The 23,183-nt window shown below is 52.3% G+C and carries 24 protein-coding genes and 2 pseudogenes; 13 read left to right on the top strand and 13 right to left on the bottom strand.

What is annotated here, in order from left to right:
- Nucleotides 1-77 precede the first annotated feature (77 nt).
- The 4 genes from hslV (at nucleotide 78) to rraA (ending at nucleotide 3,523) form a co-directional block, all read left to right on the top strand.
- Entirely contained in the window at nucleotides 78-608 is a 531-nt protein-coding gene (gene hslV / locus J4728_RS18895) for an ATP-dependent protease subunit HslV (protein WP_000208240.1), read from the top strand.
- A gap of 9 nt (nucleotides 609-617) precedes the next feature.
- A complete protein-coding gene (gene hslU / locus J4728_RS18890; protein WP_001293360.1) occupies nucleotides 618-1,949 on the top strand; it encodes an HslU--HslV peptidase ATPase subunit in 1,332 nt (443 codons plus the stop codon).
- A 66-nt stretch (nucleotides 1,950-2,015) separates the two neighbouring features.
- Entirely contained in the window at nucleotides 2,016-2,945 is a 930-nt protein-coding gene (gene menA / locus J4728_RS18885) for a 1,4-dihydroxy-2-naphthoate polyprenyltransferase (RefSeq protein ID WP_000139639.1), read from the top strand.
- A 92-nt stretch (nucleotides 2,946-3,037) separates the two neighbouring features.
- Nucleotides 3,038-3,523, top strand: coding sequence for a ribonuclease E activity regulator RraA (gene rraA / locus J4728_RS18880; RefSeq protein WP_000872918.1), 486 nt, complete (start codon nucleotides 3,038-3,040; stop codon nucleotides 3,521-3,523).
- Nucleotides 3,524-3,744: 221 nt separating this feature from the next.
- Here rraA and zapB read toward each other — a convergent pair whose 3' ends face one another.
- Complete coding sequence (gene zapB, locus J4728_RS18875; protein WP_000051370.1) at nucleotides 3,745-3,984, bottom strand: septal ring assembly protein ZapB; 240 nt, start codon at nucleotides 3,982-3,984, stop codon at nucleotides 3,745-3,747.
- Between the two features lie 398 nt (nucleotides 3,985-4,382).
- On the opposite strand from zapB, the gene J4728_RS18870 reads away from it, so the two are divergent.
- From J4728_RS18870 to fpr, 4 genes are all read left to right on the top strand, one after another.
- A complete protein-coding gene (locus J4728_RS18870) occupies nucleotides 4,383-5,228 on the top strand; it encodes an MIP/aquaporin family protein (protein ID WP_000084285.1) in 846 nt (281 codons plus the stop codon).
- Nucleotides 5,229-5,248: 20 nt separating this feature from the next.
- On the top strand, nucleotides 5,249-6,757 hold the full coding sequence (gene glpK, locus J4728_RS18865; RefSeq protein ID WP_000136809.1) for a glycerol kinase GlpK: 1,509 nt from the start codon (nucleotides 5,249-5,251) through the stop codon (nucleotides 6,755-6,757).
- Nucleotides 6,758-6,868: 111 nt separating this feature from the next.
- A complete protein-coding gene (gene glpX, locus J4728_RS18860) occupies nucleotides 6,869-7,879 on the top strand; it encodes a class II fructose-bisphosphatase (protein WP_197395695.1) in 1,011 nt (336 codons plus the stop codon).
- A 96-nt stretch (nucleotides 7,880-7,975) separates the two neighbouring features.
- Nucleotides 7,976-8,722, top strand: a complete 747-nt coding sequence (gene fpr, locus J4728_RS18855; protein WP_000796303.1) for a ferredoxin--NADP(+) reductase — start codon at nucleotides 7,976-7,978, stop codon at nucleotides 8,720-8,722.
- A gap of 106 nt (nucleotides 8,723-8,828) precedes the next feature.
- On the opposite strand, the gene J4728_RS18850 is transcribed toward fpr, so the two are convergent.
- Nucleotides 8,829-9,257: a DUF805 domain-containing protein gene (locus tag J4728_RS18850; RefSeq protein WP_000155239.1), complete on the bottom strand. Its 429-nt coding sequence runs from the start codon at nucleotides 9,255-9,257 to the stop codon at nucleotides 8,829-8,831.
- A gap of 100 nt (nucleotides 9,258-9,357) precedes the next feature.
- Between J4728_RS18850 and J4728_RS18845 the strand changes: the two genes are divergently transcribed.
- Nucleotides 9,358-9,954: a YiiQ family protein gene (locus J4728_RS18845; protein WP_000802242.1), complete on the top strand. Its 597-nt coding sequence runs from the start codon at nucleotides 9,358-9,360 to the stop codon at nucleotides 9,952-9,954.
- Between the two features lie 112 nt (nucleotides 9,955-10,066).
- Nucleotides 10,067-10,834, top strand: a complete 768-nt coding sequence (gene tpiA, locus J4728_RS18840) for a triose-phosphate isomerase (protein ID WP_208212228.1) — start codon at nucleotides 10,067-10,069, stop codon at nucleotides 10,832-10,834.
- A 91-nt stretch (nucleotides 10,835-10,925) separates the two neighbouring features.
- Here tpiA and J4728_RS18835 read toward each other — a convergent pair whose 3' ends face one another.
- The 7 genes from J4728_RS18835 to lsrA all read right to left on the bottom strand — a co-directional run bounded on the left by J4728_RS18835 (nucleotide 10,926) and on the right by lsrA (nucleotide 17,598).
- Complete coding sequence (locus tag J4728_RS18835; RefSeq protein WP_023200741.1) at nucleotides 10,926-11,690, bottom strand: epimerase; 765 nt, start codon at nucleotides 11,688-11,690, stop codon at nucleotides 10,926-10,928.
- Between the two features lie 9 nt (nucleotides 11,691-11,699).
- A complete protein-coding gene (gene lsrG, locus J4728_RS18830) occupies nucleotides 11,700-11,990 on the bottom strand; it encodes a (4S)-4-hydroxy-5-phosphonooxypentane-2,3-dione isomerase (protein WP_001543603.1) in 291 nt (96 codons plus the stop codon).
- An 82-nt stretch (nucleotides 11,991-12,072) separates the two neighbouring features.
- Nucleotides 12,073-12,948, bottom strand: coding sequence for a 3-hydroxy-5-phosphonooxypentane-2,4-dione thiolase (lsrF, locus tag J4728_RS18825; protein ID WP_208212226.1), 876 nt, complete (start codon nucleotides 12,946-12,948; stop codon nucleotides 12,073-12,075).
- Between the two features lie 28 nt (nucleotides 12,949-12,976).
- On the bottom strand, nucleotides 12,977-13,999 hold the full coding sequence (gene lsrB, locus J4728_RS18820) for an autoinducer 2 ABC transporter substrate-binding protein LsrB (RefSeq protein WP_208212223.1): 1,023 nt from the start codon (nucleotides 13,997-13,999) through the stop codon (nucleotides 12,977-12,979).
- A 28-nt stretch (nucleotides 14,000-14,027) separates the two neighbouring features.
- Complete coding sequence (gene lsrD, locus J4728_RS18815; RefSeq protein WP_208212221.1) at nucleotides 14,028-15,029, bottom strand: autoinducer 2 ABC transporter permease LsrD; 1,002 nt, start codon at nucleotides 15,027-15,029, stop codon at nucleotides 14,028-14,030.
- Nucleotides 15,026-16,069 (bottom strand): autoinducer 2 ABC transporter permease LsrC, encoded by a 1,044-nt coding sequence (gene lsrC / locus J4728_RS18810; protein ID WP_000911133.1) that lies wholly within the window; start codon nucleotides 16,067-16,069, stop codon nucleotides 15,026-15,028. Before lsrC ends, lsrD begins: the two co-directional genes overlap by 4 nt.
- Nucleotides 16,063-17,598, bottom strand: coding sequence for an autoinducer 2 ABC transporter ATP-binding protein LsrA (lsrA, locus tag J4728_RS18805; RefSeq protein ID WP_001167248.1), 1,536 nt, complete (start codon nucleotides 17,596-17,598; stop codon nucleotides 16,063-16,065). Before lsrA ends, lsrC begins: the two co-directional genes overlap by 7 nt.
- 255 nt (nucleotides 17,599-17,853) lie before the next feature.
- On the opposite strand from lsrA, the gene lsrR reads away from it, so the two are divergent.
- The 3 genes from lsrR (at nucleotide 17,854) to J4728_RS18790 (ending at nucleotide 20,856) form a co-directional block, all read left to right on the top strand.
- The gene (gene lsrR / locus J4728_RS18800) at nucleotides 17,854-18,813 is read left to right on the top strand and encodes a transcriptional regulator LsrR (protein ID WP_001283049.1); all 960 of its coding nucleotides are present in this window, start codon (nucleotides 17,854-17,856) and stop codon (nucleotides 18,811-18,813) included.
- A gap of 86 nt (nucleotides 18,814-18,899) precedes the next feature.
- Nucleotides 18,900-20,492: an autoinducer-2 kinase gene (gene lsrK / locus J4728_RS18795; protein WP_000113084.1), complete on the top strand. Its 1,593-nt coding sequence runs from the start codon at nucleotides 18,900-18,902 to the stop codon at nucleotides 20,490-20,492.
- Nucleotides 20,493-20,505: 13 nt separating this feature from the next.
- The gene (locus J4728_RS18790) at nucleotides 20,506-20,856 is read left to right on the top strand and encodes a cupin domain-containing protein (RefSeq protein ID WP_001173080.1); all 351 of its coding nucleotides are present in this window, start codon (nucleotides 20,506-20,508) and stop codon (nucleotides 20,854-20,856) included.
- Nucleotides 20,857-20,945: 89 nt separating this feature from the next.
- On the opposite strand, the pseudogene J4728_RS18785 reads toward J4728_RS18790, so the two are convergent.
- From J4728_RS18785 to J4728_RS18770, 4 genes and pseudogenes are all read right to left on the bottom strand, one after another.
- Nucleotides 20,946-21,086, bottom strand: a pseudogene (locus J4728_RS18785) (CDP-diacylglycerol diphosphatase); the annotation flags it as partial.
- Between the two features lie 27 nt (nucleotides 21,087-21,113).
- Nucleotides 21,114-21,257, bottom strand: a pseudogene (locus tag J4728_RS18780) (citrate transporter); the annotation flags it as partial.
- Nucleotides 21,258-21,354: 97 nt separating this feature from the next.
- Nucleotides 21,355-22,077: a GntR family transcriptional regulator gene (locus J4728_RS18775; protein ID WP_001519915.1), complete on the bottom strand. Its 723-nt coding sequence runs from the start codon at nucleotides 22,075-22,077 to the stop codon at nucleotides 21,355-21,357.
- A 62-nt stretch (nucleotides 22,078-22,139) separates the two neighbouring features.
- Complete coding sequence (locus tag J4728_RS18770) at nucleotides 22,140-23,180, bottom strand: ADP-ribosylglycohydrolase family protein (RefSeq protein WP_000557882.1); 1,041 nt, start codon at nucleotides 23,178-23,180, stop codon at nucleotides 22,140-22,142.
- Nucleotides 23,181-23,183: the final 3 nt, after the last annotated feature.

Below are 23,183 nucleotides of genomic sequence, written 5' to 3'. Positions count from 1 at the left end.
CCCCCATCTATACTTGCATTATGCCCCGTACGCCGTACGGGGCCGCAATTCAGCATTAGTAACCAAGGGGTCTGCTCGTGACAACAATAGTAAGCGTACGCCGTAACGGCCACGTGGTAATCGCCGGTGATGGTCAGGCCACACTGGGTAACACAGTAATGAAAGGCAACGTGAAGAAAGTCCGCCGCCTCTACAACGACAAGGTCATTGCGGGCTTTGCGGGCGGTACTGCTGATGCATTCACGCTGTTCGAGCTGTTTGAACGTAAACTGGAAATGCATCAGGGGCACCTGGTCAAAGCCGCCGTTGAACTGGCGAAAGACTGGCGTACCGACCGTATGCTACGCAAACTGGAAGCGTTGCTGGCCGTCGCGGATGAAACCGCTTCGCTCATCATCACGGGTAACGGCGATGTCGTGCAACCTGAAAACGATTTAATTGCTATCGGCTCCGGCGGTCCTTATGCCCAGGCTGCCGCTCGCGCTCTGTTGGAAAATACCGAGCTCGGCGCGCGCGAAATTGCTGAAAAGGCGTTGGATATTGCAGGCGATATCTGCATTTACACCAACCATTTCCACACCATTGAAGAATTGACCGCCAAAGCGTAAGGACCCCTCATGTCTGAAATGACCCCACGCGAAATTGTCAGCGAACTGAACAAACACATTATCGGCCAGGATAACGCAAAGCGTTCCGTGGCGATTGCATTGCGTAACCGCTGGCGTCGTATGCAGCTTGATGAAGAGCTGCGCCACGAAGTAACGCCGAAAAATATTCTGATGATTGGCCCGACCGGCGTCGGTAAAACCGAAATCGCCCGTCGTCTGGCAAAACTCGCCAACGCACCGTTCATTAAAGTCGAAGCCACCAAATTCACCGAAGTGGGCTACGTCGGGAAAGAAGTGGACTCTATCATCCGCGATCTGACCGATGCCGCTGTGAAAATGGTTCGCGTACAGGCTATCGAGAAAAACCGCTATCGTGCGGAAGAGTTGGCGGAAGAACGTATTCTCGACGTGCTGATCCCACCCGCAAAAAATAACTGGGGCCAGGCCGAACAGCAGCAGGAGCCTTCTGCCGCCCGTCAAACGTTCCGCAAAAAACTGCGCGAAGGCCAGCTCGACGATAAAGAGATCGAGATTAACCTCGCCGCCGCGCCGATGGGCGTAGAGATTATGGCGCCTCCGGGCATGGAAGAGATGACCAGCCAGTTGCAGTCTATGTTCCAGAACCTGGGCGGTCAGAAACAGAAACCGCGTAAGCTGAAAATTAAAGACGCGATGAAACTGTTGGTTGAAGAAGAAGCGGCTAAGCTGGTCAACCCGGAAGAGCTGAAACAGGACGCTATCGACGCGGTTGAACAGCACGGCATCGTGTTTATCGATGAAATTGACAAAATTTGTAAGCGTGGCGAAACCTCCGGCCCGGATGTTTCACGCGAAGGCGTACAGCGCGACTTACTGCCGCTGGTAGAAGGCTGCACGGTTTCGACCAAACACGGGATGGTCAAAACGGATCATATTCTGTTTATCGCCTCTGGCGCGTTCCAGGTGGCGAAGCCGTCTGATCTGATCCCGGAACTGCAGGGCCGCCTGCCGATTCGCGTTGAGCTTCAGGCGCTGACCACCAGCGATTTCGAACGCATTTTGACCGAGCCAAACGCGTCCGTCACCGTGCAGTATAAAGCGCTGATGGCAACTGAAGGCGTCAATATCGAGTTCACCGATTCCGGTATTAAACGTATTGCCGAAGCCGCCTGGCAGGTTAACGAAACCACCGAAAACATCGGCGCGCGCCGTCTGCATACCGTACTGGAGCGTCTGATGGAAGAGATTTCCTATAACGCCAGCGATCTGCACGGCCAAAACATCACAATTGATGCGGAATATGTGAGCAAACATCTGGATGCGCTGGTCGCAGATGAAGATCTAAGCCGTTTTATCTTATAATCGCGTCCAATGCATTTTCATCACTGTTGATGGGGCTGAAAAGCCCCATTTTTATTGGCGCTAAATATGACTGAACAACAACAAATTAGCCGCACCCAGGCCTGGCTGGAAAGCTTACGACCCAAAACCTTACCCCTCGCCTTCGCGGCGATTATCGTCGGTACGGCCCTAGCATGGTGGCAAGGCTATTTCGATCCTCTGGTCGCACTGCTGGCCCTTATCACCGCCGGGCTGTTGCAAATTTTATCCAACCTCGCCAACGATTATGGCGACGCTGTCAAAGGCAGCGATAAACCGGATCGCATCGGGCCGCTGCGGGGGATGCAAAAAGGCGTCATCACCCGACAGGAGATGAAGCGGGCGTTAATCATTACCGTCGTGCTGATCTGTATCTCCGGACTGGCGCTGGTGGCGGTCGCGTGCCATACGTTAACCGATTTTGTCGGCTTCCTGATTTTGGGCGGGCTGTCGATTATCGCCGCCATCACCTACACCGTGGGTAATCGGCCCTACGGCTATATCGGGCTGGGTGATATCTCTGTCCTGGTATTCTTTGGCTGGCTAAGTGTCATGGGGAGCTGGTATCTCCAGGCGCATACGCTGATTCCGGCGCTGATTCTCCCGGCCACCGCCTGCGGTTTACTGGCGACGGCGGTGCTGAATATTAATAACCTGCGCGATATTAATAGCGACAGAGAGAACGGCAAAAACACCCTTGTAGTACGACTGGGCGATGTCAACGCGCGTCGTTATCACGCCTGCCTGTTGCTAGGCGCGCTGCTCTGTCTGGCGCTGTTTAATCTGCTCTCGCTACACAGTCCGTGGGGATGGTTGTTTATTCTGGCCGCGCCATTGCTCATTAAACAAGCGCGCTATGTAATGCGCGAAAGGGAGCCTGCGGCAATGCGCCCGATGCTTGAACGTACCGTTAAAGGCGCGTTGTTAACCAACCTGTTATTTGTGATTGGGATACTCTTAAGTCAGTGGGCCGTTTAACTGACAAATATCAATTAACAATTGATGATTTTGCCAACAGTATACTTAGCGCGATATACTAAAAATTCTCGCAGCAACTGAACGTTAAGCCTATGAAATACGATACTTCCGAGCTTTGTGACATCTATCAGGAAGATGTCAACGTCGTGGAACCGCTGTTCTCTAATTTTGGAGGGCGGTCGTCGTTTGGCGGACAAATCATCACGGTAAAATGTTTCGAGGACAACGGGTTGCTGTACGATCTGCTCGAACAAAATGGCCGTGGTCGGGTTCTGCTGGTCGATGGCGGCGGTTCTGTCCGTCGTGCATTAGTCGATGCGGAGCTGGCGCGTCTGGCCACGCAAAATGAATGGGAAGGGCTGGTTATCTATGGCGCGGTGCGTCAGGTGGACGATCTGGAAGAGCTGGATATCGGCATTCAGGCGATCGCCGCCATTCCGGTTGGCGCCGCAGGTGAAGGCATTGGGGAAAGCGATGTGCGCGTCAATTTCGGCGGCGTGACGTTCTTCTCCGGCGATCATCTCTATGCCGACAACACCGGGATTATCCTTTCCGAAGACCCGCTTGATATCGAGTGATCAAAAAAGGCGCCGTAAGGCGCCTTTTTTATGCGTTGTCGCTGATTGCCGGATGTCGGCTTACGCCTTATCCGGCCCACCGGTATCCGCATTCTAAATCCTCTATAGATTTCGCGTCAGGGCAAGGCGGCAAGTAAGTGAATCCCCAGGAGCATAGGCCACTATGTGACTGGGGTGAACGCACGCAGCCAACGCCGCCATAACGTGAAATATGACGAGGATTAGACTTCTTCCATACGACCAAGCAGCGCCTGCAAACGTTCCTGCCAGCCGCTCTGCTGTTCCTTCAGAGAATTATTTTCACGCTCGAGTTCTTCACGCTGATGCTGTGCAGACTGCACTTCCTGCGTCAGGCTGTTGTTTTTTTCTTTCAGCTCTTCAATTTCCATCTGTAACAGGGTGATGGTGTCAATCGCCTGCTGTACTTTTGCTTCCAGTTTCTCAAACACTTCTAAAGACATGATCTTACCTCTCCTGAATTGCAAGGCGACGCTTTACGTAAACGCGCACAATATATAGTGTCGATTGTATGAAGCCCCGCTCTCGCTGTCCAGCGACATACCGCGTAGATCGCGGTTTGCAGCAATTTTCATCCATCTCCTGGTAACATTCATTCAATAACTTAAAAGTGTTAACATATTGGTTAATGAAATGATTCAATTCACTCTCTTCTGCTGTCTCAAAATGCGCTTCATGGCGCGATAACGCTCATTTTATTGACGCAGTACACACATTTTGATTTCGATATTTCTCGTTTTTGCTCGTTAACGATAAATTAACAGTGTGCCTACAGGGCATCGTGGATGTCCATGACCTCCTCGCATACCAATAATCATTACATACTCTTCAGGATCCGATTATGAGTCAAACATCAACCTTAAAAGGCCAGTGCATTGCTGAATTCCTCGGTACCGGGTTGTTGATTTTTTTCGGTGTGGGTTGTGTCGCTGCGCTTAAAGTTGCCGGAGCTACTTTTGGACAGTGGGAAATCAGCGTCATCTGGGGTCTGGGGGTAGCGATGGCTATCTACCTGACGGCAGGTGTTTCTGGCGCACACCTGAACCCGGCAGTGACCATCGCACTCTGGCTATTTGCCTGTTTCGACAAACGTAAAGTTGTTCCTTTTATTATTTCTCAAGTTGCCGGCGCCTTTTGCGCAGCGGCGTTAGTTTACGGGCTTTATTACAATCTTTTTGTGGACTTCGAACAAACCCACCATATCGTCCGTGGCAGCGTTGAAAGTCTCGATCTCGCAGGCATTTTCTCAACTTACCCGAATCCTCATATCAATTTTGTGCAGGCCTTCGCGGTTGAAATGGTGATTACCGCTATTCTGATGGGGCTGATTCTGGCGCTGACCGACGACGGTAACGGCGTACCTCGCGGTCCGCTTGCGCCACTGCTCATTGGTTTACTGATCGCCGTTATCGGTGCCTCTATGGGGCCGTTGACCGGGTTTGCGATGAATCCGGCGCGTGACTTTGGCCCCAAAATGTTCGCCGGGCTTGCCGGCTGGGGTGAAATTGCGTTTACCGGCGGTAGAGACATTCCTTACTTCCTGGTGCCGCTGTTTGGCCCCATCGTCGGCGCCATTCTGGGCGCGTTTGCTTATCGCAAATTTATTGGCCGTCATTTGCCGTGCGATACCTGCGTCGTGGAAGAGAAGGACTCCACCGCGACCACACAACAAAATGCTTCGCTGTAATCTGATTACGGGACAAAATTATGACTGAAAAAAAATATATCGTTGCGCTCGACCAGGGTACCACCAGCTCCCGCGCGGTCGTTATGGATCATGACGCGAATATCGTCAGCGTATCACAGCGTGAATTTGAGCAAATTTATCCTAAGCCAGGCTGGGTAGAACACGACCCGATGGAAATTTGGGCGTCCCAAAGCTCAACGCTGGTAGAAGTGCTGGCTAAGGCCGATATCAGTTCCGATCAGATTGCCGCTATCGGTATCACCAACCAACGTGAAACCGCGATCGTCTGGGAACGTGAAACCGGCAAACCGATATACAACGCTATTGTCTGGCAGTGCCGTCGTACCGCCGATATTTGCGAACAGCTTAAACGCGACGGCCTGGAAGATTACATCCGCGACAATACCGGTCTGGTCGTCGACCCGTACTTCTCTGGCACTAAAGTGAAATGGATCCTTGACCATGTGGAAGGTTCGCGCGAACGCGCGAAGCGTGGCGAGCTGCTGTTCGGTACGGTGGATACCTGGCTTATCTGGAAGATGACGCAGGGCCGCGTCCACGTTACGGATTACACCAACGCCTCACGAACCATGCTGTTCAACATCCATGATTTGGACTGGGACGATAAAATGCTGGACGTGCTGGATATCCCACGCGCGATGCTGCCCCAGGTACGTAAATCCTCCGAAGTCTACGGCCAGACCAATATTGGCGGTAAAGGCGGTACACGTATTCCTATCGCCGGGATTGCCGGGGATCAGCAGGCTGCGCTATTCGGCCAACTGTGCGTAAAGGAAGGAATGGCAAAGAATACCTACGGCACCGGCTGCTTTATGCTGATGAACACCGGCGAGAAAGCGGTAAAATCGGAAAACGGCCTGCTGACCACCATCGCCTGCGGCCCAAGCGGCGAAGTCAACTATGCGCTGGAAGGCGCGGTGTTTATGGCGGGAGCGTCCATTCAATGGCTGCGTGATGAAATGAAGCTCATCAGCGACGCGTTCGACTCCGAATATTTCGCCACGAAAGTGAAAGATACCAACGGCGTCTACGTGGTTCCGGCCTTCACCGGTCTGGGCGCGCCGTACTGGGACCCGTATGCCCGCGGCGCCATTTTTGGCCTGACCCGCGGCGTGAACTCTAATCACATTATCCGCGCGACGCTCGAATCCATCGCTTACCAGACCCGCGACGTACTGGAAGCAATGCAGGCCGACTCCGGTATCCGCCTGCACGCTCTGCGTGTGGACGGCGGCGCAGTAGCCAACAACTTCCTGATGCAGTTCCAGTCAGATATTCTCGGCACGCGGGTGGAACGCCCGGAAGTGCGCGAAGTGACCGCGCTGGGCGCCGCCTATCTGGCTGGTCTGGCCGTCGGTTACTGGCAGAACCTGGACGAGCTGCAGGAAAAAGCCGTCATTGAGCGAGAATTCCGCCCCGGCATTGAAACCACCGAGCGTAACTACCGTTACAGCGGCTGGAAGAAAGCGGTTAAACGCGCAATGGCGTGGGAAGAGCACGACAAGTAAGGTCGCCATCCGGCAAAATCTTTGTGCGGAGGCAACTCCGCACACACATCAATTATTCCCTCCTTCCCCTGTGCTACACTGCGCGCCACTCCTTTTTGCTACGAGTTTGTTATGAGACGAGAACTTGCCATCGAATTTTCCCGTGTGACCGAAGCGGCGGCGCTGGCTGGCTACAAATGGCTGGGACGCGGCGATAAAAATACCGCGGACGGCGCGGCGGTCAACGCCATGCGTATCATGCTCAACCAGGTCAACATTGACGGCACCATCGTGATTGGCGAAGGCGAAATCGACGAGGCTCCGATGCTCTATATCGGCGAGAAAGTCGGTACCGGCCACGGCGATGCGGTAGATATCGCCGTCGATCCGATTGAGGGCACGCGCATGACGGCGATGGGTCAGGCGAACGCGCTGGCGGTGCTGGCGGTCGGCGATAAAGGCTGTTTCCTGAATGCGCCCGATATGTATATGGAAAAACTGATTGTCGGTCCGGGCGCCAAAGGGGCAATTGATCTCAATCTGCCGCTGGCGGATAACCTGCGCAACATCGCGGATGCGCTGGGTAAACCGCTTGGCGATCTGACCGTGACCATTCTGGCAAAACCGCGTCATGACGAGGTCATCGCAGAGATAGCCAAACTGGGCGTACGCGTGTTTGCCATTCCTGACGGCGACGTCGCGGCCTCAATTCTGACCTGTATGCCGGATAGCGAAGTCGACGTGCTGTACGGGATTGGCGGCGCGCCAGAAGGCGTGGTATCCGCAGCGGTGATCCGCGCGCTGGACGGCGATATGCAGGGTCGTCTGCTGGCGCGCCATGATGTGAAAGGCGACAGCGAAGAAAACCGCCGCATTGGCGAACAGGAACTGGCGCGCTGCAAAGCAATGGGCATTGAAGCGGGCAAGGCGTTATGCCTGGGCGATATGGCGCGTAGCGATAACGTTATTTTCTCCGCGACCGGCATCACGAAAGGCGATCTGCTGGAAGGAATTAGCCGGAAAGGCCATATTGCCACGACGGAAACGCTGCTGATCCGCGGCAAATCACGCACCATCCGCCGCATTCAGTCGATCCACTATCTTGATCGTAAAGATCCGGATGTGCAGGCGCATATCCTCTAGCGCATTTGTTAGTTAGAGCCTTCCAGCCTCGCGGGGCTGGAAATCTTTCTCCTGACGAACGAAGATAAGGTTAGCGATTCAGAACAGGAGAAAACCATGGCCGATTGGGTAACAGGTAAAGTCACTAAGGTGCAAAACTGGACTGACGCACTGTTCAGCCTGACCGTTCACGCCCCCATTAATCCTTTTACTGCAGGCCAATTTACCAAACTCGGACTGGAGATCGATGGCGAGCGCGTTCAGCGCGCGTATTCCTATGTCAATGCGCCTGACAATCCGAATTTAGAGTTTTATCTGGTGACGGTGCCGCAAGGAAAGCTCAGCCCGCGGCTGGCGGCGCTAAAACCTGGCGATGAGGTGCAAGTGGTCAGCGACGCGTCGGGTTTCTTTGTACTGGATGAAGTGCCTGACTGCGAGACGCTATGGATGCTGGCGACCGGAACCGCTATTGGCCCGTATTTGTCTATTCTGCAATATGGCCAGGATGTCGCACGCTTTAAAAATCTGGTCTTAGTCCACGCCGCACGCTTCGCCGCCGATTTAAGCTATCTGCCGCTAATGCTGGAACTGCAACAGCGTTATGAAGGCAAGCTGCGCATCCAAACGGTGGTCAGCCGGGAGAGCGTGCCAGGCTCGCTCACCGGACGCGTGCCAGCGCTCATTGAAAACGGCGAGCTGGAAAAAGCCGTTGGATTACCGATGGATAAAGAGACCAGCCACGTCATGCTGTGCGGGAACCCGCAGATGGTGCGCGATACGCAGCAACTGCTGAAAGAGACCCGACAGATGACTAAACATCTGCGCCGCCGACCGGGGCATATGACGGCTGAACATTACTGGTGATGTTTTACCGAATGGCGGCTGGGGCTTATCCGGCCTGCAAATCATCACCAATCTGTAGGCCCGGTAAGCGTCAGCGCCACCGGGCAAATTACGGTTTACCGCCCGTTTACGGTTCTGCTTTAAACTTCACGCCCTGTGTCGCTTTCCCAAACTTATTTTCCCCCTGAACACCGACAAACGCGCCCAGATCGATAAGCATCATCACCAGGATCAGCGTCGGAATAAATCGCCCGACGACCCACTGCCACATCCCCGGCAGCATCACCCAGTTTCCGGCCAGCAGCATCCACGCCAGAATCATCAGCAACGCCCACGCGCCGGAGCGTCCCCGGTCATGCAGACGTTTGACCATGACGGCGGCGGTCGGCCACAGCAGGCACACCAGGCAAAATGCCGCCGTTTGGATATCAAGCAGATTTTTCCCCGCCAGCGAAAATAGCGCCAGCATCCCGGCAAACCAGAGGCCGATCCAAATCCAGAAATCACGGCGTCCGATACGCCCTTTAAATGAGAATAACCATTGCTGTATGGTCATGTAAGTTCCTTATATTTTGCCTTCCGCTACAGTTTACCCTTTTGACAAGCCCGACAGTTATCGTTTTAATCGTGAGCAGTCCTAACGAAAGGTAAGATTGATGAAGCCAGGATGTACTCTGTTTTTACTGTTGTTTTCTGCTCTCACCGCCAGCATAACGGCGCACGCGCAGCTCTCTTCATCGACCACGACAGCGCCCTATCTGCTGGCGGGCTCGCCAACCTTTGATCTTTCTATTAGCCAGTTTCGTGAGAACTTTAACCGCCAGAATCCCGATCTGCCGCTCAATGAATTTCGCGCCATTGAGAATAGCCGCGATAAGGCGAATCTGACCCGCGCCGCCAGTAAGATTAACGAAAATCTGTATGCCTCCACGGCGCTGGAGCGCGGTACGCTCAAAGTGAAAAGTATGCAGATTACCTGGCTGCCCATTCAGGGGCCGGAACAGAAAGCGGCGAAAGCGAAAGCGCTGGAATATATGGCCGCCATTATTCGCACTGTCGCCCCGTTACTGACAAAAGAGCAAAGCCAGAAAAAACTGCAAAAGATGCTTATCGCCGGTAAAGGTAAACACTATTACGCCGAGACCGAAGGCGCGGTACGTTATGTTGTCGCAGATAACGGCGAAAAGGGGCTGACCTTCGCGGTTGAACCGATTAAGCTGACGTTATCTGAAAATCTGGAAGGGGCGAATTGATGACAAAAAGCAAAGCCTTTCCGGGGATGAATCTCTATACTGTTTCACAGACCATGCTGCTCTGACGAGCGGCCATCTTCCTTAATTCGCTGACTAAGCGTGGAGAAATGAAATGCGACATCCTTTAGTGATGGGTAACTGGAAACTGAACGGCAGCCGCCACATGGTAAACGAACTGGTGGCTAACCTGCGTAAAGAACTGACGGGCGTAGCAGGCTGCGACGTGGCAATCGCTCCGCCGGAAATGTATATCGATCTGGCGAAACGCGCTGCTGCCGGTAGCCACATTATGCTGGGCGCGCAGAACGTTGATCTGAATCTGTCTGGCGCATTCACCGGTGAAACTTCGGCTGAAATGCTGAAGGATATCGGCGCGCAGTACATTATTATCGGCCACTCCGAGCGTCGTACTTATCACAAAGAATCTGACGAGCTGATCGCCAAAAAATTCGCCGTACTGAAAGAACAAGGTCTGACGCCGGTACTGTGCATCGGTGAAACCGAAGCGGAAAACGAAGCGGGCAAAACAGAAGAAGTGTGCGCACGCCAGATCGACGCGGTACTGAAAACGCAGGGCGCGGCAGCCTTTGAAGGCGCGGTTATCGCTTACGAACCCGTATGGGCGATCGGTACCGGTAAATCTGCAACTCCTGCGCAGGCGCAGGCAGTTCACAAATTCATCCGTGACCACATTGCTAAAGCTGACGCGAAAATCGCTGAACAGGTCATTATCCAGTACGGCGGTTCTGTTAATGCCTCCAACGCAGCCGAACTGTTCGCGCAGCCGGACATCGACGGCGCGCTGGTAGGCGGCGCTTCTCTGAAAGCTGACACCTTCGCCGTGATCGTGAAAGCAGCAGAAGCGGCTAAGCAAGCTTAATTGCCAATCAATGTCTGATGGCGCTGCGCTTATCAGGCCTATCAGCCGAGTGCTTATGTAGGCCTGATAAGGTAAAGCCGCCATCCGGCATTTATGCTGTGGAGGGTAAGAAAGTAGTATCCCCGGCAACCTTAAACATCGCCCTCCAGCTCCGCGTATTCTCAGCCAGCCGATCATCACGAAATAACGCACTACCAGAAACAACACGATCGATGCCCTGTGCAATCAACGAAGGCAATTGATCCTGCGTTAACGACCCATCAATAACGATAATTTTACCTTCGCGTTTATCACCAAGTAGACAGAGAAGCTGTGCCACGCGCTCATGCAAATCACTGGAGCGCATTTTACTGCCGTATCCAGGGTTCACTGCCAGTAGTTGAATAACCTCAACGTCGCTCAGAATAGGGATAATGACATCCAGAGGCGTTGCCGGGCATAAACTAATCCCCCGAATCACCGGCATTTCACCGCCGATAACGGGCACGGTCTGCTGACCAAGCCAGCTTAGCGTATGATGCAGATGAATATCGCCTTCAGCCTGAAGCGTGATGCAGTGTGCGCCCGCCTTCACGCAGGCTTGCGCCGCCTTCCATTGATCCGCTACCATCAAATGAACATCTTTGATAAAGGTTTGCGGCAGTTGCCCAACTGCCCATGGCCCAACGGTAAACTGCGGGCAAAATTGACCATCCATCAAATCCAAATGCAACAGCGGCTGGTTTAACGCTTCCAACTGTTGCAGATAGCGATGCAACGCAATCCACTGCCCTGCCAGAATACCCACACTAAGCGGATATGACGCTAACAATGCCACACATGCTTCGCGCGTTAATCCGGCAAACTGGCTGTTCATGAGCACTCCTTAAGGCATCAAACCCATAAAAACTTTTTTTGTCCGCGGACCGGTCATCAACGGTTCAAGCTGCTCCACGCAAGTTTTATAGTGTGGCGTTGTCTTGTGAAAAGCGACGGCCTGTTCATCAACGTAGGCTTCATAAATATAAAATCGCGTAGGCACCTGCGGATCCTGCAGAACATCAAAACGCAAGTTACCCGGCTCTTTAATTGAGCCCAGATGATTCTGCCGAAAAACATCGATAAATTGTTCAACCTTGTCATCATGAACGTTAATTTCAACCAGCGTAACGTGCATCATTAACCCCCTGATTATTCCAAATAAAATAACAGTCATCCCCATCTCCTCGCATCGGTAAAAGATGGGGAAGCGATCTCATTTAACCTTTCTCACTCAAAAACAGCTCATAAGCACGCTCTGCTGTTTCGTTATGATGAACGACAGCATGTACCGCTTTAATCATGGCTACCGGATCTTCTGACTGGAATATATTACGCCCCATATCTACGCCAGAAGCCCCCTGGTCAATCGCCTGATAGCACATTTCCAATGCTTCACGTTCAGGCAGTTTTTTACCGCCGGCGATGACAATCGGCACCGGACAACCTGCCGCAATACGCTCAAAACCTTTATCGACATAATACGTTTTGATAATTTGCGCCCCCATTTCCGCAGCGATACGCGTTGCCAGTGAAAAATAACGCTGGTCGCGAGCCATATCTTTACCCACCCCGGTCACTGCCATTATTGGCATCCCGACGCGTAACCCGGCATCAATCAGTTGAATAATATTTTTAATCGACTGATGTTCATGCTCACTACCAATATAAACCTGTGCGGCAGCAGCACAGCTATTCAACCGCACAGCGTCATCCATCGCCACCGCAACCGCCTCATTGCTTAATTCAGTGAGAATAGAATTCGCCCCGGACGCACGTAAAACGACTGGTTTATTGATTGCCGGAGGTACCACACTGCGTAATATGCCGCGAGTACACATTAAGACATCAGCATATTCAAAGAGCGGCGCAATATTGATATCAATACGCTCAAGTCCGGTTGTCGGCCCCTGGAAATATCCATGGTCAAAGGCCAGCATGACCGTTTTTCTGGTCCTGGGATTAAAAATCCTCGCCAGTCTGGACTGCATTCCCCAATCCAGCGCGCCACAGCCTTTTAATGCGAACAAAGTGTTAGTTTGTGGTTTATCGGTGTGAAAATCTTTGCCATCTCTAATATCATCTAAATCAGCCATTCTTTACTCCGTCGATACATAACAGTTATCAGAAATCATATTTGTCGATATTGTCTTTGTTGAAAATGACACGCCCCGGCAATAACACAATGCCGTTACCTTTTGCCTCATAGTGATATCCCTGCTCACTATTAGGTGAAACGGTGACTTTGCCGATGCCAGGAATATCCAGTGAATCACCGACATTCATTGGCATATTTTTCAGCAACGCGTTGGCGACATATACGGAAATTTTTCCCTGTTGGACGACATCCCACAGGCCAAACTCTTTAACAGTGCCGCGCTGAACATAAGGGCGCATTACATTCGGCGTACTAAAACCAACAATCGCGAGATTATTGCGTTTAAGGTTCTCCGCCGCCTGTGCCGCAGCAGGTAAAGCGTTAGCGTCAGGCGCGATGATGGCATCCAGATCGGGATACGCTTTGATGATACCTTCCGCCGTCTGGAGCGATTTCGTGGCATCGTTATAGCCAAACTGGGTAGTGACTATCTCCCACCCCGGATGTTCCTGGCTAATTTTGGCTTTAGCTTCTTTTACCCACTGGTTCTGGTCGGTCACCGTTGGGCTGGAATAGAAGAAAGCGACTTTCGCTTTCTCTTTGTCCACCTGATGAGCGGCCATCTCTACCAGCATGCTGCCGAGCTGTTTTGGCGTCCCTTGATTGATATAGTAAGAACGGCACTCCGGCTTGGTATCGGAATCCCAGGTTAATATTTTCACGCCTCTTTGCATTGCCCGCTTCAACGCCGGGCACAGGCCATCAGGCGAAACGGCAGAAACGATAATGGCGTCATACCCCTGATTGACAAAGTTATTCACCAGTTGAACCTGGCCTGAGACGCTGGGCTCTGTAGGGCCATCGTAAGTTACGTCAATGCCCAGCGCTTTTCCCGCTTCCTGCGCGCCATTGCCGCCGCTGGTAAAAAAGCCCACGCCAACCAGCTTGGGAATAAAAGCAATCCGCTCTGCCGCCTGTACGGTCATTACCGCAGATGTCAGACCAAACGCAGTGAGTAAGGCGATCATTTTAATGCTGTGTCTTGCCATTTTTTTCTCCATAAATTTCAAAAGGAAATCATGCCTGATGCGCATTGCGACGGCGTGAGTACCATTCAAGGATTTGGTGACGATGCAAACTGACGGAACGACCAACGACAACAACAATGAGAAGCGCACCGGACAATGCGCTGGAAATTTGATTCGGCACTCCGGCCATCTGTAGCCCCTGCTGTAAAAATCCCACCAGCAGCGCCGCCAACGCGGACCCCATAATCGACCCGGAGCCGCCATAAATATTGGCGCCTCCCAGCACAACCGCCGTAATGGCCGGTATCAGGAAAGAGGCGCCCAGATCCGAACGTGCGGAGCCAAAGTAAGAAACCAGTAATACGGCGGCGATCGCGGAGGCGCATCCGGTCATGGCATACACGGTATACAACGTGCGATTCACCGGGATCGCGCTGTACTGCGCGACACGGGCGCTCTGGCCAATCAGAAAAACGTTGCGTCCCATATGCGTACGATGCATGAGCAGCCAGAAAAACAGACAGCACACAAGAAAAAAAATAAGCGGCATGGGAATACCAAGAAATGAAATATTGGCAAAGTCAGTGAACGCTGTGGGAAATCCACCAATACCTTCATAACCCGTGGCGCCAGCCATACCAGATAACAATAATGCGCTACCACCAAATAAATACATGGTTCCCAGGGTAATCACCAACGGGTTTACGCCGGTATAAATAATAAGTCCGGCATTTATCAGCCCACATATTGCGCCGAGTAGTAGGGTAATAATAATCGCTAAAGGTAGCGGCATACCGAGCTGAAACAGCACACCCAGGGTAATCGCGCATAGCCCGATTGTAGAACCAAATGAAATATCCATACCACCGCTGACAATAACCATTGTTAGCGGCAAAGCGACAATACCGATACAAATAAAATCGCTAGTGCTAAAAAGTAAGACATTAATATCTAATAAACGTGGGTTAATCAGACCGAAAGCCAGAATTTCAAAGATCAATAAGGCTGCCAGCGCAATTTCCCAGCTATAGCGTCGCCATGGATTCATCATGCCACCTCTTTGTTTTTATTCTGTTGTGCGTGCGTTTTTGCTTCCGCCTGTAGTGGAGTGGGTGGTGATATAAAACGGGCATATTTCTGGCGGCGCAGATTGCGTTGTAATGCGCAACGCAGCCGCCCATCGAATACCAGTACGCCCAACAATACCAGGCCGGCAATAAAATCGTTCCACCAGGCGGGGATACGCAGCAGCACTAACACACTATCGATTTGCGTAAGAAAATAAGCGCCGAGAATAGCGCCGATGACCGTGCCTGACCCGCCTAACAGGCTAATTCCCCCCAATACGCAGGCCGCGATGGCTTTCATTTCCAGCCCCGTGCCGGTTTGATTGGGAATGAAGCCAATCTGCGAGGCAAACACGATTCCAGCCAATGCCGCCATACCGCCATTAAGTGAAAATGCCATGATGCGTACCATCTCGGTACGGACACCCAATTGCCGGGCGCCCTGCAGGTTATCGCCGGTGGCGTAAAAATTGCGGCCAAAGGCGGTTTTCGCCAGGAGCCAGGCCATAAGCAGCGCTAACACCAGGGTAAACCAGCCGATTGCGGAAATTCCCAGAAACACCGGAGCAGAGAGTTGCTTTAAGCCTGCGGGTAATCCTTCAATCCATTTTCCCCCTGTCCATAGCAGCATGATCCCACGATACAAGCCCAGCGTTCCCAGCGTGGCGACAATGGCGGGTATCTTCAACCAGGCAACCAGTACGCCATTAAAAAATCCGGCGACAATTCCTAATATTAATGTGGCCAGGCAGGCGACCGGCAGGCTATAGCCTGCGTTTAACATCACTCCCAGCAATACCGCGCACATGCCTGTCGTCGAGCCCACCGATACATCAATATTGCGGGTGAGCATTACCATCGTCGCGCCAATCGCCAACAGCATCAAAATTTGCGCGCTACTGAAAACCATTGTCAGCGTTTGCACGCTCAAATACTGGCTATCCAGCGCGCCAGGAAACACGAATAAACAGACTATTGCCAGCAGTGCCGTCGCTTCCCGGTTATTTTGGATGAATTTCAACATGTTGCCTCCGACGCACCATGTTCGCCAAACGCAACGTGCATGATGGTATCAACGTTAATTTCCTCGCCGCATAACGCAGGCCCCCCCAGTTCCCCCTGGTGCATGACATATACGCGATCGGCCATCTGCTCTATCTCTTCCAGATCGGAGGAAATAAACAGCACTGCGACATTTTGTTGCGCGATACTGCGCAACAGCTGATAAATATCGCTGCGGGCGGAGACATCGACACCGCGGGTCGGTTCATCGACAATCAGTAATTGCGGAGAGGCCTCCAGGCATTTGGCAATCAATACTTTTTGCTGGTTACCGCCGGATAAAGTACGCGCCGCCTGTTCGGCATTATTGAGTTTGATATTTAACGCGCGGTGGTAACGTTCAAGGGTGGCGTTATCCCGCTGGGGCTTTATCCAGAATCCTTTTTGGTTGTGGGTCAGCGAACAGACATTCCATGCCAGGGAAGCGTCAAGATACAGCCCGGATGACTGCCGATCTTCCGGCAAATAGACCAGGCCGAGCTGCAACCGCTGTTGGGTTGTCAGGGCGTTAATTTCTTCACCATTGAACAGCATCCGCCCCGCATTGACCGGTCTAATACCGTACAGCGTTTCAGCCAATTCTGTGCGTCCCGCGCCGACCAACCCGGCCAGACCAAGGATTTCGCCTGCCCGCACCTCAAGGTTGATATTCATAAAACCTTCGCCCGTCAGTGACTCCAGCGCTAATACCGTCGCGCCGCGTTCGTTCTGCGGGCGGCTGCCAGGCAATTCCAGCCACAACTTTTGATTCGCGGAAAGACTGACGCCCTGCGTTGCCGGGGTGATAGCTTGAATAATCTCGTCGGTAGAAAGGTCATGCGTTTTTCCGAATAATGCGATTTTACCGTCACGCATCACGCTAACGCAGTGAGCTAACTGTCTAATTTCTGGTAGCTTATGAGAAATAAATACAATTCCGACCCCCTTTTTCAGCAACTCTTGCAGACGCGTAAATAACCGATCAGTTTCGGCTGGCGTTAACGACGCCGTGGGCTCATCAAGAATTAAGATTCGCGAGTCGCGCATCAAGCCGCGCATAATTTCAACGATCTGGCGGTCTGCAACATCAAGCGTACCCGCAGCGCTCGCCGGATCGAGTTGGCATCCCATCGCCTTTAATAGCTGCTGCATTTTTTCCGTGGAGGCCTGACGTCCCTGCAAGCCAAACAAGATATTTTCCCGCACAGATAAACTCGGAAATAACAGAGGCTCCTGGGGAACCAGGTAAATGCCATACTGGTGCGCCTTCAGAGGCGTTAAATGACTGCAACGCACACCAGCAATATCGATAGTCCCTCCATCTGGCGGGACTATACCGGCAATAATCTTCATTAATGTTGATTTACCCGCACCATTGCCGCCAAGCAATGCGTGCACCTCTCCCGCATGCAGAGTAAAGTCAATTCCCTTTAGTACTTCGACGCCGGAATAACTTTTATAAATGTTCTGCACACAAATCAGAGGGGATGCAGTATTGTGACTGATTTGCATGTTGCCTCCGCTCCCTCAATGTTGACTGACGGGACTGAACAAATGTTTTTTGAAAAAGAAATTGTTCAAAACGGTAGTAGTTATTTGGTCAAAAAACTCTCATCCAGATCACGTTTTCTGAATAAATGAATTTTTAGATGATGAATGTTCAGATTTGACGCGTTTTTGTGGCGTTAATCACGGTTATTTCGGAGTGATAACTGAACAATTGTGTTAATGATTTAGAAATGTTCAAAGTAAAGCCAGGTTATGACAATGAGCGATAATACGTTGGTATCTGATTATGGAATGTGCGAAGAAGAGCAGGTGGCGCGTATTGCCTGGTTCTACTATCACGATGGATTGACGCAGAGTGAAATCAGCGAGCGTCTGGGGCTAACCCGGCTAAAGGTTTCTCGTCTGCTGGAGAAAGGGCATCAGTCCGGTATTATTCGCGTACAAATCAACTCCCGCTTCGAAGGGTGTCTTGAGTATGAAAATGCCTTGCGCAACCACTTCGCATTGCAGAATATCCGCGTGCTGCCGGCATTACCCGATGCCGATATTGGTCTGCGCTTAGGAATCGGCGCCGCCCATATGTTGATGGAGTCACTGCGGCCACAGCAACTGCTGGCCGTCGGCTTTGGCGAAGCCACGATGACCACATTAAAACGCCTCAGCGGATTTATCTCGGCGCAACAAATCCGACTGGTCACGTTATCCGGCGGCGTGGGGCCGTATATGACCGGAATAGGCCAGCTTGATGCCGCTTGTAGCGTAAGTATTATGCCCGCGCCGCTGCGCGCATCATCGCAGGAAATTGCCTGCACGCTGCGCAATGAAAATAGCGTGCGGGATGTGATGCTCACAGCGCAAGCTGCCGATGCCGCCATCGTGGGGATTGGGGCAATTAACCAGAAAGATCAAGCCAGTATCTTAAAATCCGGTTATATCACTCAGGGTGAACAACTCATGATTGGCCGCAAAGGCGCAGTAGGCGATATTCTGGGCTATTTTTTTGATGCTCATGGCGAAATTATTCCAGACATCAAAATCCATAACGAATTAATTGGCCTGAAGTTAAATTCTCTTTCCACGATCCCAACCGTGATTGGCGTCGCCGGCGGCGAACAAAAAGCAGAAGCTATTATTGCCGCTATGCGCGGTAACTATATCAATGCGCTGGTTACCGATCAGAAAACCGCAGGGAAAATAATTCAACTTATTGAAAAATAAAAAATAAAATAACACTTACCTCAATTCAATAAACAATAACTGACAGGATTTTATGTAACGATGTAAAAATAGCCGAGGATAAAAAAATGGCTCGACTCTGTACCCATACTGAATCAGGACATTACCTGATGGCTCTTGACGCCGGTACCGGTAGCGTCAGAGCAGTAATTTTTGATCTACAAGGAAAGCAAATAGCTGTCGGTCAAGCGGAATGGCAGCATCTGGCCGTGCCGGATGTGCCTGGTTCGATGGAGTTTGATCTTGCCAAAAACTGGCAACTGGCTTGCCAGTGTATCCGTCAGGCACTACAGAAAGCCGCCATCCCTGCAACGGCTATCGCTGCCGTATCGGCCTGTTCGATGCGTGAAGGCATTGTTATTTATGACAGTAACGGCGAACCCATTTGGGCCTGCGCTAATGTTGACGCCCGCGCGGCGCACGAAGTCAGTGAATTAAAAGAGCTGCACGATAACACCTTTGAGGAGGAAGTTTATCGTTGCTCCGGGCAAACGCTGGCGCTCAGCGCTATTCCGCGTCTGCTCTGGCTTGCCCACCATCGTCCGGATATTTATCATCGCGCGTCAACCGTCACTATGATCAGCGACTGGATGGCCTTTATGCTCAGCGGCGAACTGGCGGTCGATCCCTCCAACGCAGGCACGACGGGGTTATTGGATCTGGTGACCCGCAACTGGAAACGTAGTCTGTTACAGATGGCGGGCCTGCGTTCTGACATTCTCTCGCCGGTAAAAGAAACCGGGACGCTGCTCGGTCACATTTCACAGAAAGCGGCTGAACAGTGCGACCTGCAAGCGGGTACGCCGGTCATCGTTGGCGGCGGCGATGTGCAGTTAGGCTGTCTGGGGCTGGGCGTCGTACGCCCGGCGCAAACGGCCGTGCTGGGCGGAACCTTCTGGCAACAGGTCGTCAATCTTCCCGCGCCGGTCACCGACCCAAACATGAACGTTCGCATCAATCCTCATGTGATCCCCGGAATGGTACAAACCGAGTCTATTAGCTTTTTTACTGGGTTAACGATGCGTTGGTTCCGCGACGCCTTTTGCGCCGAGGAAAAACTAATCGCTGAAAGGTTAGGTATTGATGCGTATTCCCTGCTGGAAGATATGGCCAGCCGGGTTCCTCCCGGCGCGTACGGTGTGATGCCCATCTTCTCTGACGTTATGCGTTTTAAACGCTGGTACCATGCCGCGCCGTCGTTTATCAATCTGTCTATCGATCCTGAAAAGTGTAATAAAGCGACCCTATTTCGCGCGCTGGAAGAGAATGCCGCCATTGTTTCCGCCTGCAATTTACAGCAAATTGCCGCGTTTTCCGGCGTACAGGCCGACTCGCTGGTTTTTGCCGGCGGAGGATCTAAAGGCAAATTATGGAGCCAAATCCTTGCCGACGTTACGGGACTCACCGTTCACGTACCTGTCGTCAAAGAAGCTACCGCGCTAGGGTGCGCTATTGCCGCAGGCGTTGGCGTGGGTATCTGGCCATCGCTGGCGGAAACGGGAGAAAAACTAGTGCGCTGGGATCGGGAGCATAAACCTAATCCTGAAAATTTCGCTGTCTATCAGCAGGCCAGAGAAAAATGGCAGGCCGTTTATCAGGATCAACGCGCGCTGGTCGATGGTGGCTTAACGACATCCCTCTGGAAAGCGCCAGGCCTGTAACAGGAGAATAAGCATGCAAAAAACGAATGAGAAGAATCATGAATACCGCTTTGGCGATAATGGCCCTAAATACTTAATCCGTGGGCCGGGCTGCGATATGGGCGTCGTCATACTACAACCAGGGCAGTCATTCCCTAACCATCGCCATAATACCGCTTGTGAGATTTTTTATACCCTAAGCGGTGAAGTGTGCCTGTATCTGGAAGGAACACCTCATATCCTGCAAACTGGAGATGTTTTACAGTGCGAACCTGGGGAGGCGCATTATCTCATTAATAACGGTGATAAACCCTGGAAAGGCGTGTTTATTAAATCGCCGCATCTGGAAAATGACAGCCACCCCGCAGATCCACCGGCCTGGTAACGCCCGCGCCATCGCCAGATTTTGCCGGATAGCGCCACGAGAGCCTTGTCCGGCCTCCAAACGGCATTCGTTAATGCAATATCAAGCTGTCATTTGATGACCTGTTGGTTCAAGATATCACACTGATGATCCTGAATTTCCTCGGCAGAAGCGCGATTGAAGATCAGTAAATTACGCTCGGTCGCCAGCAGGACAAAAGAGCCATCGCTTTGGCGTATCACCGCCAGCGCGATACATCACAGCATCCCCGCCCGCGCAGGAGCTTTCCCTGGTCCCATCGCCACAGCAAAAAATAGCAGTGCGGTCATAAACTCCGGCAGTGGCGAAGTCGCCCACAGAAGGATAGTAACGCCAACGATGATGAAAGGAAGGAACAGAGGATGGGGCAACCAGAGCGACATACCTGTCTCCTGACGATTTTTTCAGCAAGAATACGACGGACAGTCAGGCAGGTAAACGCCAGATATAGTGGGGTTATCGCAGGATTAAGCGGACAGATCAGTGATAATGAATTTCACCAAAGTATTCAGACAGCACGTAATAGCGGCAATACTCAAAAGGGCTGTCCTTCCCGGCCTGAAACGTCTGTCTGGCGACGGATAACAGCGGTTTATTGGCGGCGATTTGCAATTTTTCGCACAGGTCAGCGGAAGGTAAAATCGCCTCAACTTTTTCTATCGCCGAGTCGCTTGTGACGTTTAATAACGAATAAAGCGACGTATGCTCCAGCGCCTGCGGTGTGAGTTCCAGGCCGGGAAAGAAGCTGAGATCGAGATATATTTTCTCATGGTTAAATGGGCGGTTATTCAGGCAACGAATACGCGAAATATAGAGATAGTGATGCTGTGCGGGCAGGCTCAAGCCGTCTGCCTGAGCGTCGCGCGCGCGGCGCGGCGCGATTTCCAGAATACGGTTCTCAATCGCCACGCTGGCGTCCTGGAGATCGCGGGTAATACCGCGAAACGTGTGCCCGTAGCTCACGCCTTCCGGCACCGAGCACACCACCGAACCACTTCCGCGCTGGGAGGAAATAATGCCCGCATTGATTAATTCGCTCCAGGCCTGTTTAACCACAATCAGCGAGACGTTGTAGGATCTGGCAATCTCTTTTTGCGTCGGTAGTTGGCTACCCAAAGGCAAAGACCCGTTCTGGATCTGCTGACAGATGATAAAAAATAGTTGCTTATAAAGCGGAGTAAAGCTCGTTTTATCAACCTGCAAGCTGCGCACCTCACGTCTTCGCCAGCAGGGGACGTTTTACCGTCCCCGGCAGGGTGAAGTCGCTACCCTGCGATTTGCCTGGCCAGTTCTGCCAAATCGAAATGATTCATACGATCCAAAGTCGTTAAATAATCGGCGGGAAAAGCCTCCACGCCATGGAATGCGCCGGAAATCGCCCCGACCATGGTGGCGACAGTATCAGTATCATTGCCGATATTAACGCCGGAGATAATAGCATCTACGGCAGAATTCGGACAACACGCGAACAGGCCAAAGGCCGCCGGCACCGCTTCACTCACGTGCAGCCCGGAGCCAATAATATCAGCAAGTTCCACCACCGCCGTTTCCCAATGGCGATGACGTTTACCGATATCTACGGCCAGCTCAATGCGTCGGGCAACGGAAGGCCCGGCGACCATCATCGCCCCTTGCTCCTGCGCCAGCAGATAGCCCCTTTGCGCACCGTAAATACCGGCGGCAATAATGCTGTCTGCGTTGGTCTGCGCTCTTAACGCCTCGCTGGTTGCCGCCGCCATCGCCGCTGCGCCGGACATCGCCAGCACGTTATTATGCGTAAAACGGCAAATCTGTAGCGCGCAGTCAATCGCCGCGTCAATATCACCCGGATGCAGCACCGCCGCTGGCCAAATCTTCATGGCGGCGCCGTTCGTTGCCTCCGCGTTACCCTTATTAATAATCTGTACCGACTGTTTTTCGCCTTCCAGCTCACCCTGTAAAGAGGCGCGGTTATCATTGAATATTGCCTTCATTGCCGCACGCGTCGTCGGGCCGGTAAAGTTGGCGTAGTACGGGTAATCCAGCCACTGCTGGAAAGCCTCGCGCATCGCCTCGTCGCTGACCTGGCGTTGATGGCGCAGCAGCGCATCCATGATGTACTTCGCCTGAATAAAATCATCCGTGCACATCCCCGCTTCGTTGCAGCGGCCAAACGTGTCCGCTGGCGGTTTTTGAAAGGTCGTCACCCAGCCGCCAAAATAGTCTTTTATTTGCTGCTGGGTGCGTACTTCCGTCGCGGCTCCCATCGCGTCCGCGGCGGCGGCGCCCACCAGGCATCCCAGTATTTTGTTTTGATCAACGTGCATGAT

Source organism: Salmonella sp. 32070601201500089SM, from assembly GCF_017573605.1.
In the GTDB taxonomy this organism is placed as follows: domain Bacteria; phylum Pseudomonadota; class Gammaproteobacteria; order Enterobacterales; family Enterobacteriaceae; genus Salmonella; species Salmonella enterica.
Note: the sequence above shows the minus strand (reverse complement) of the source record. Positions and strands in the feature narration are given on the sequence as shown.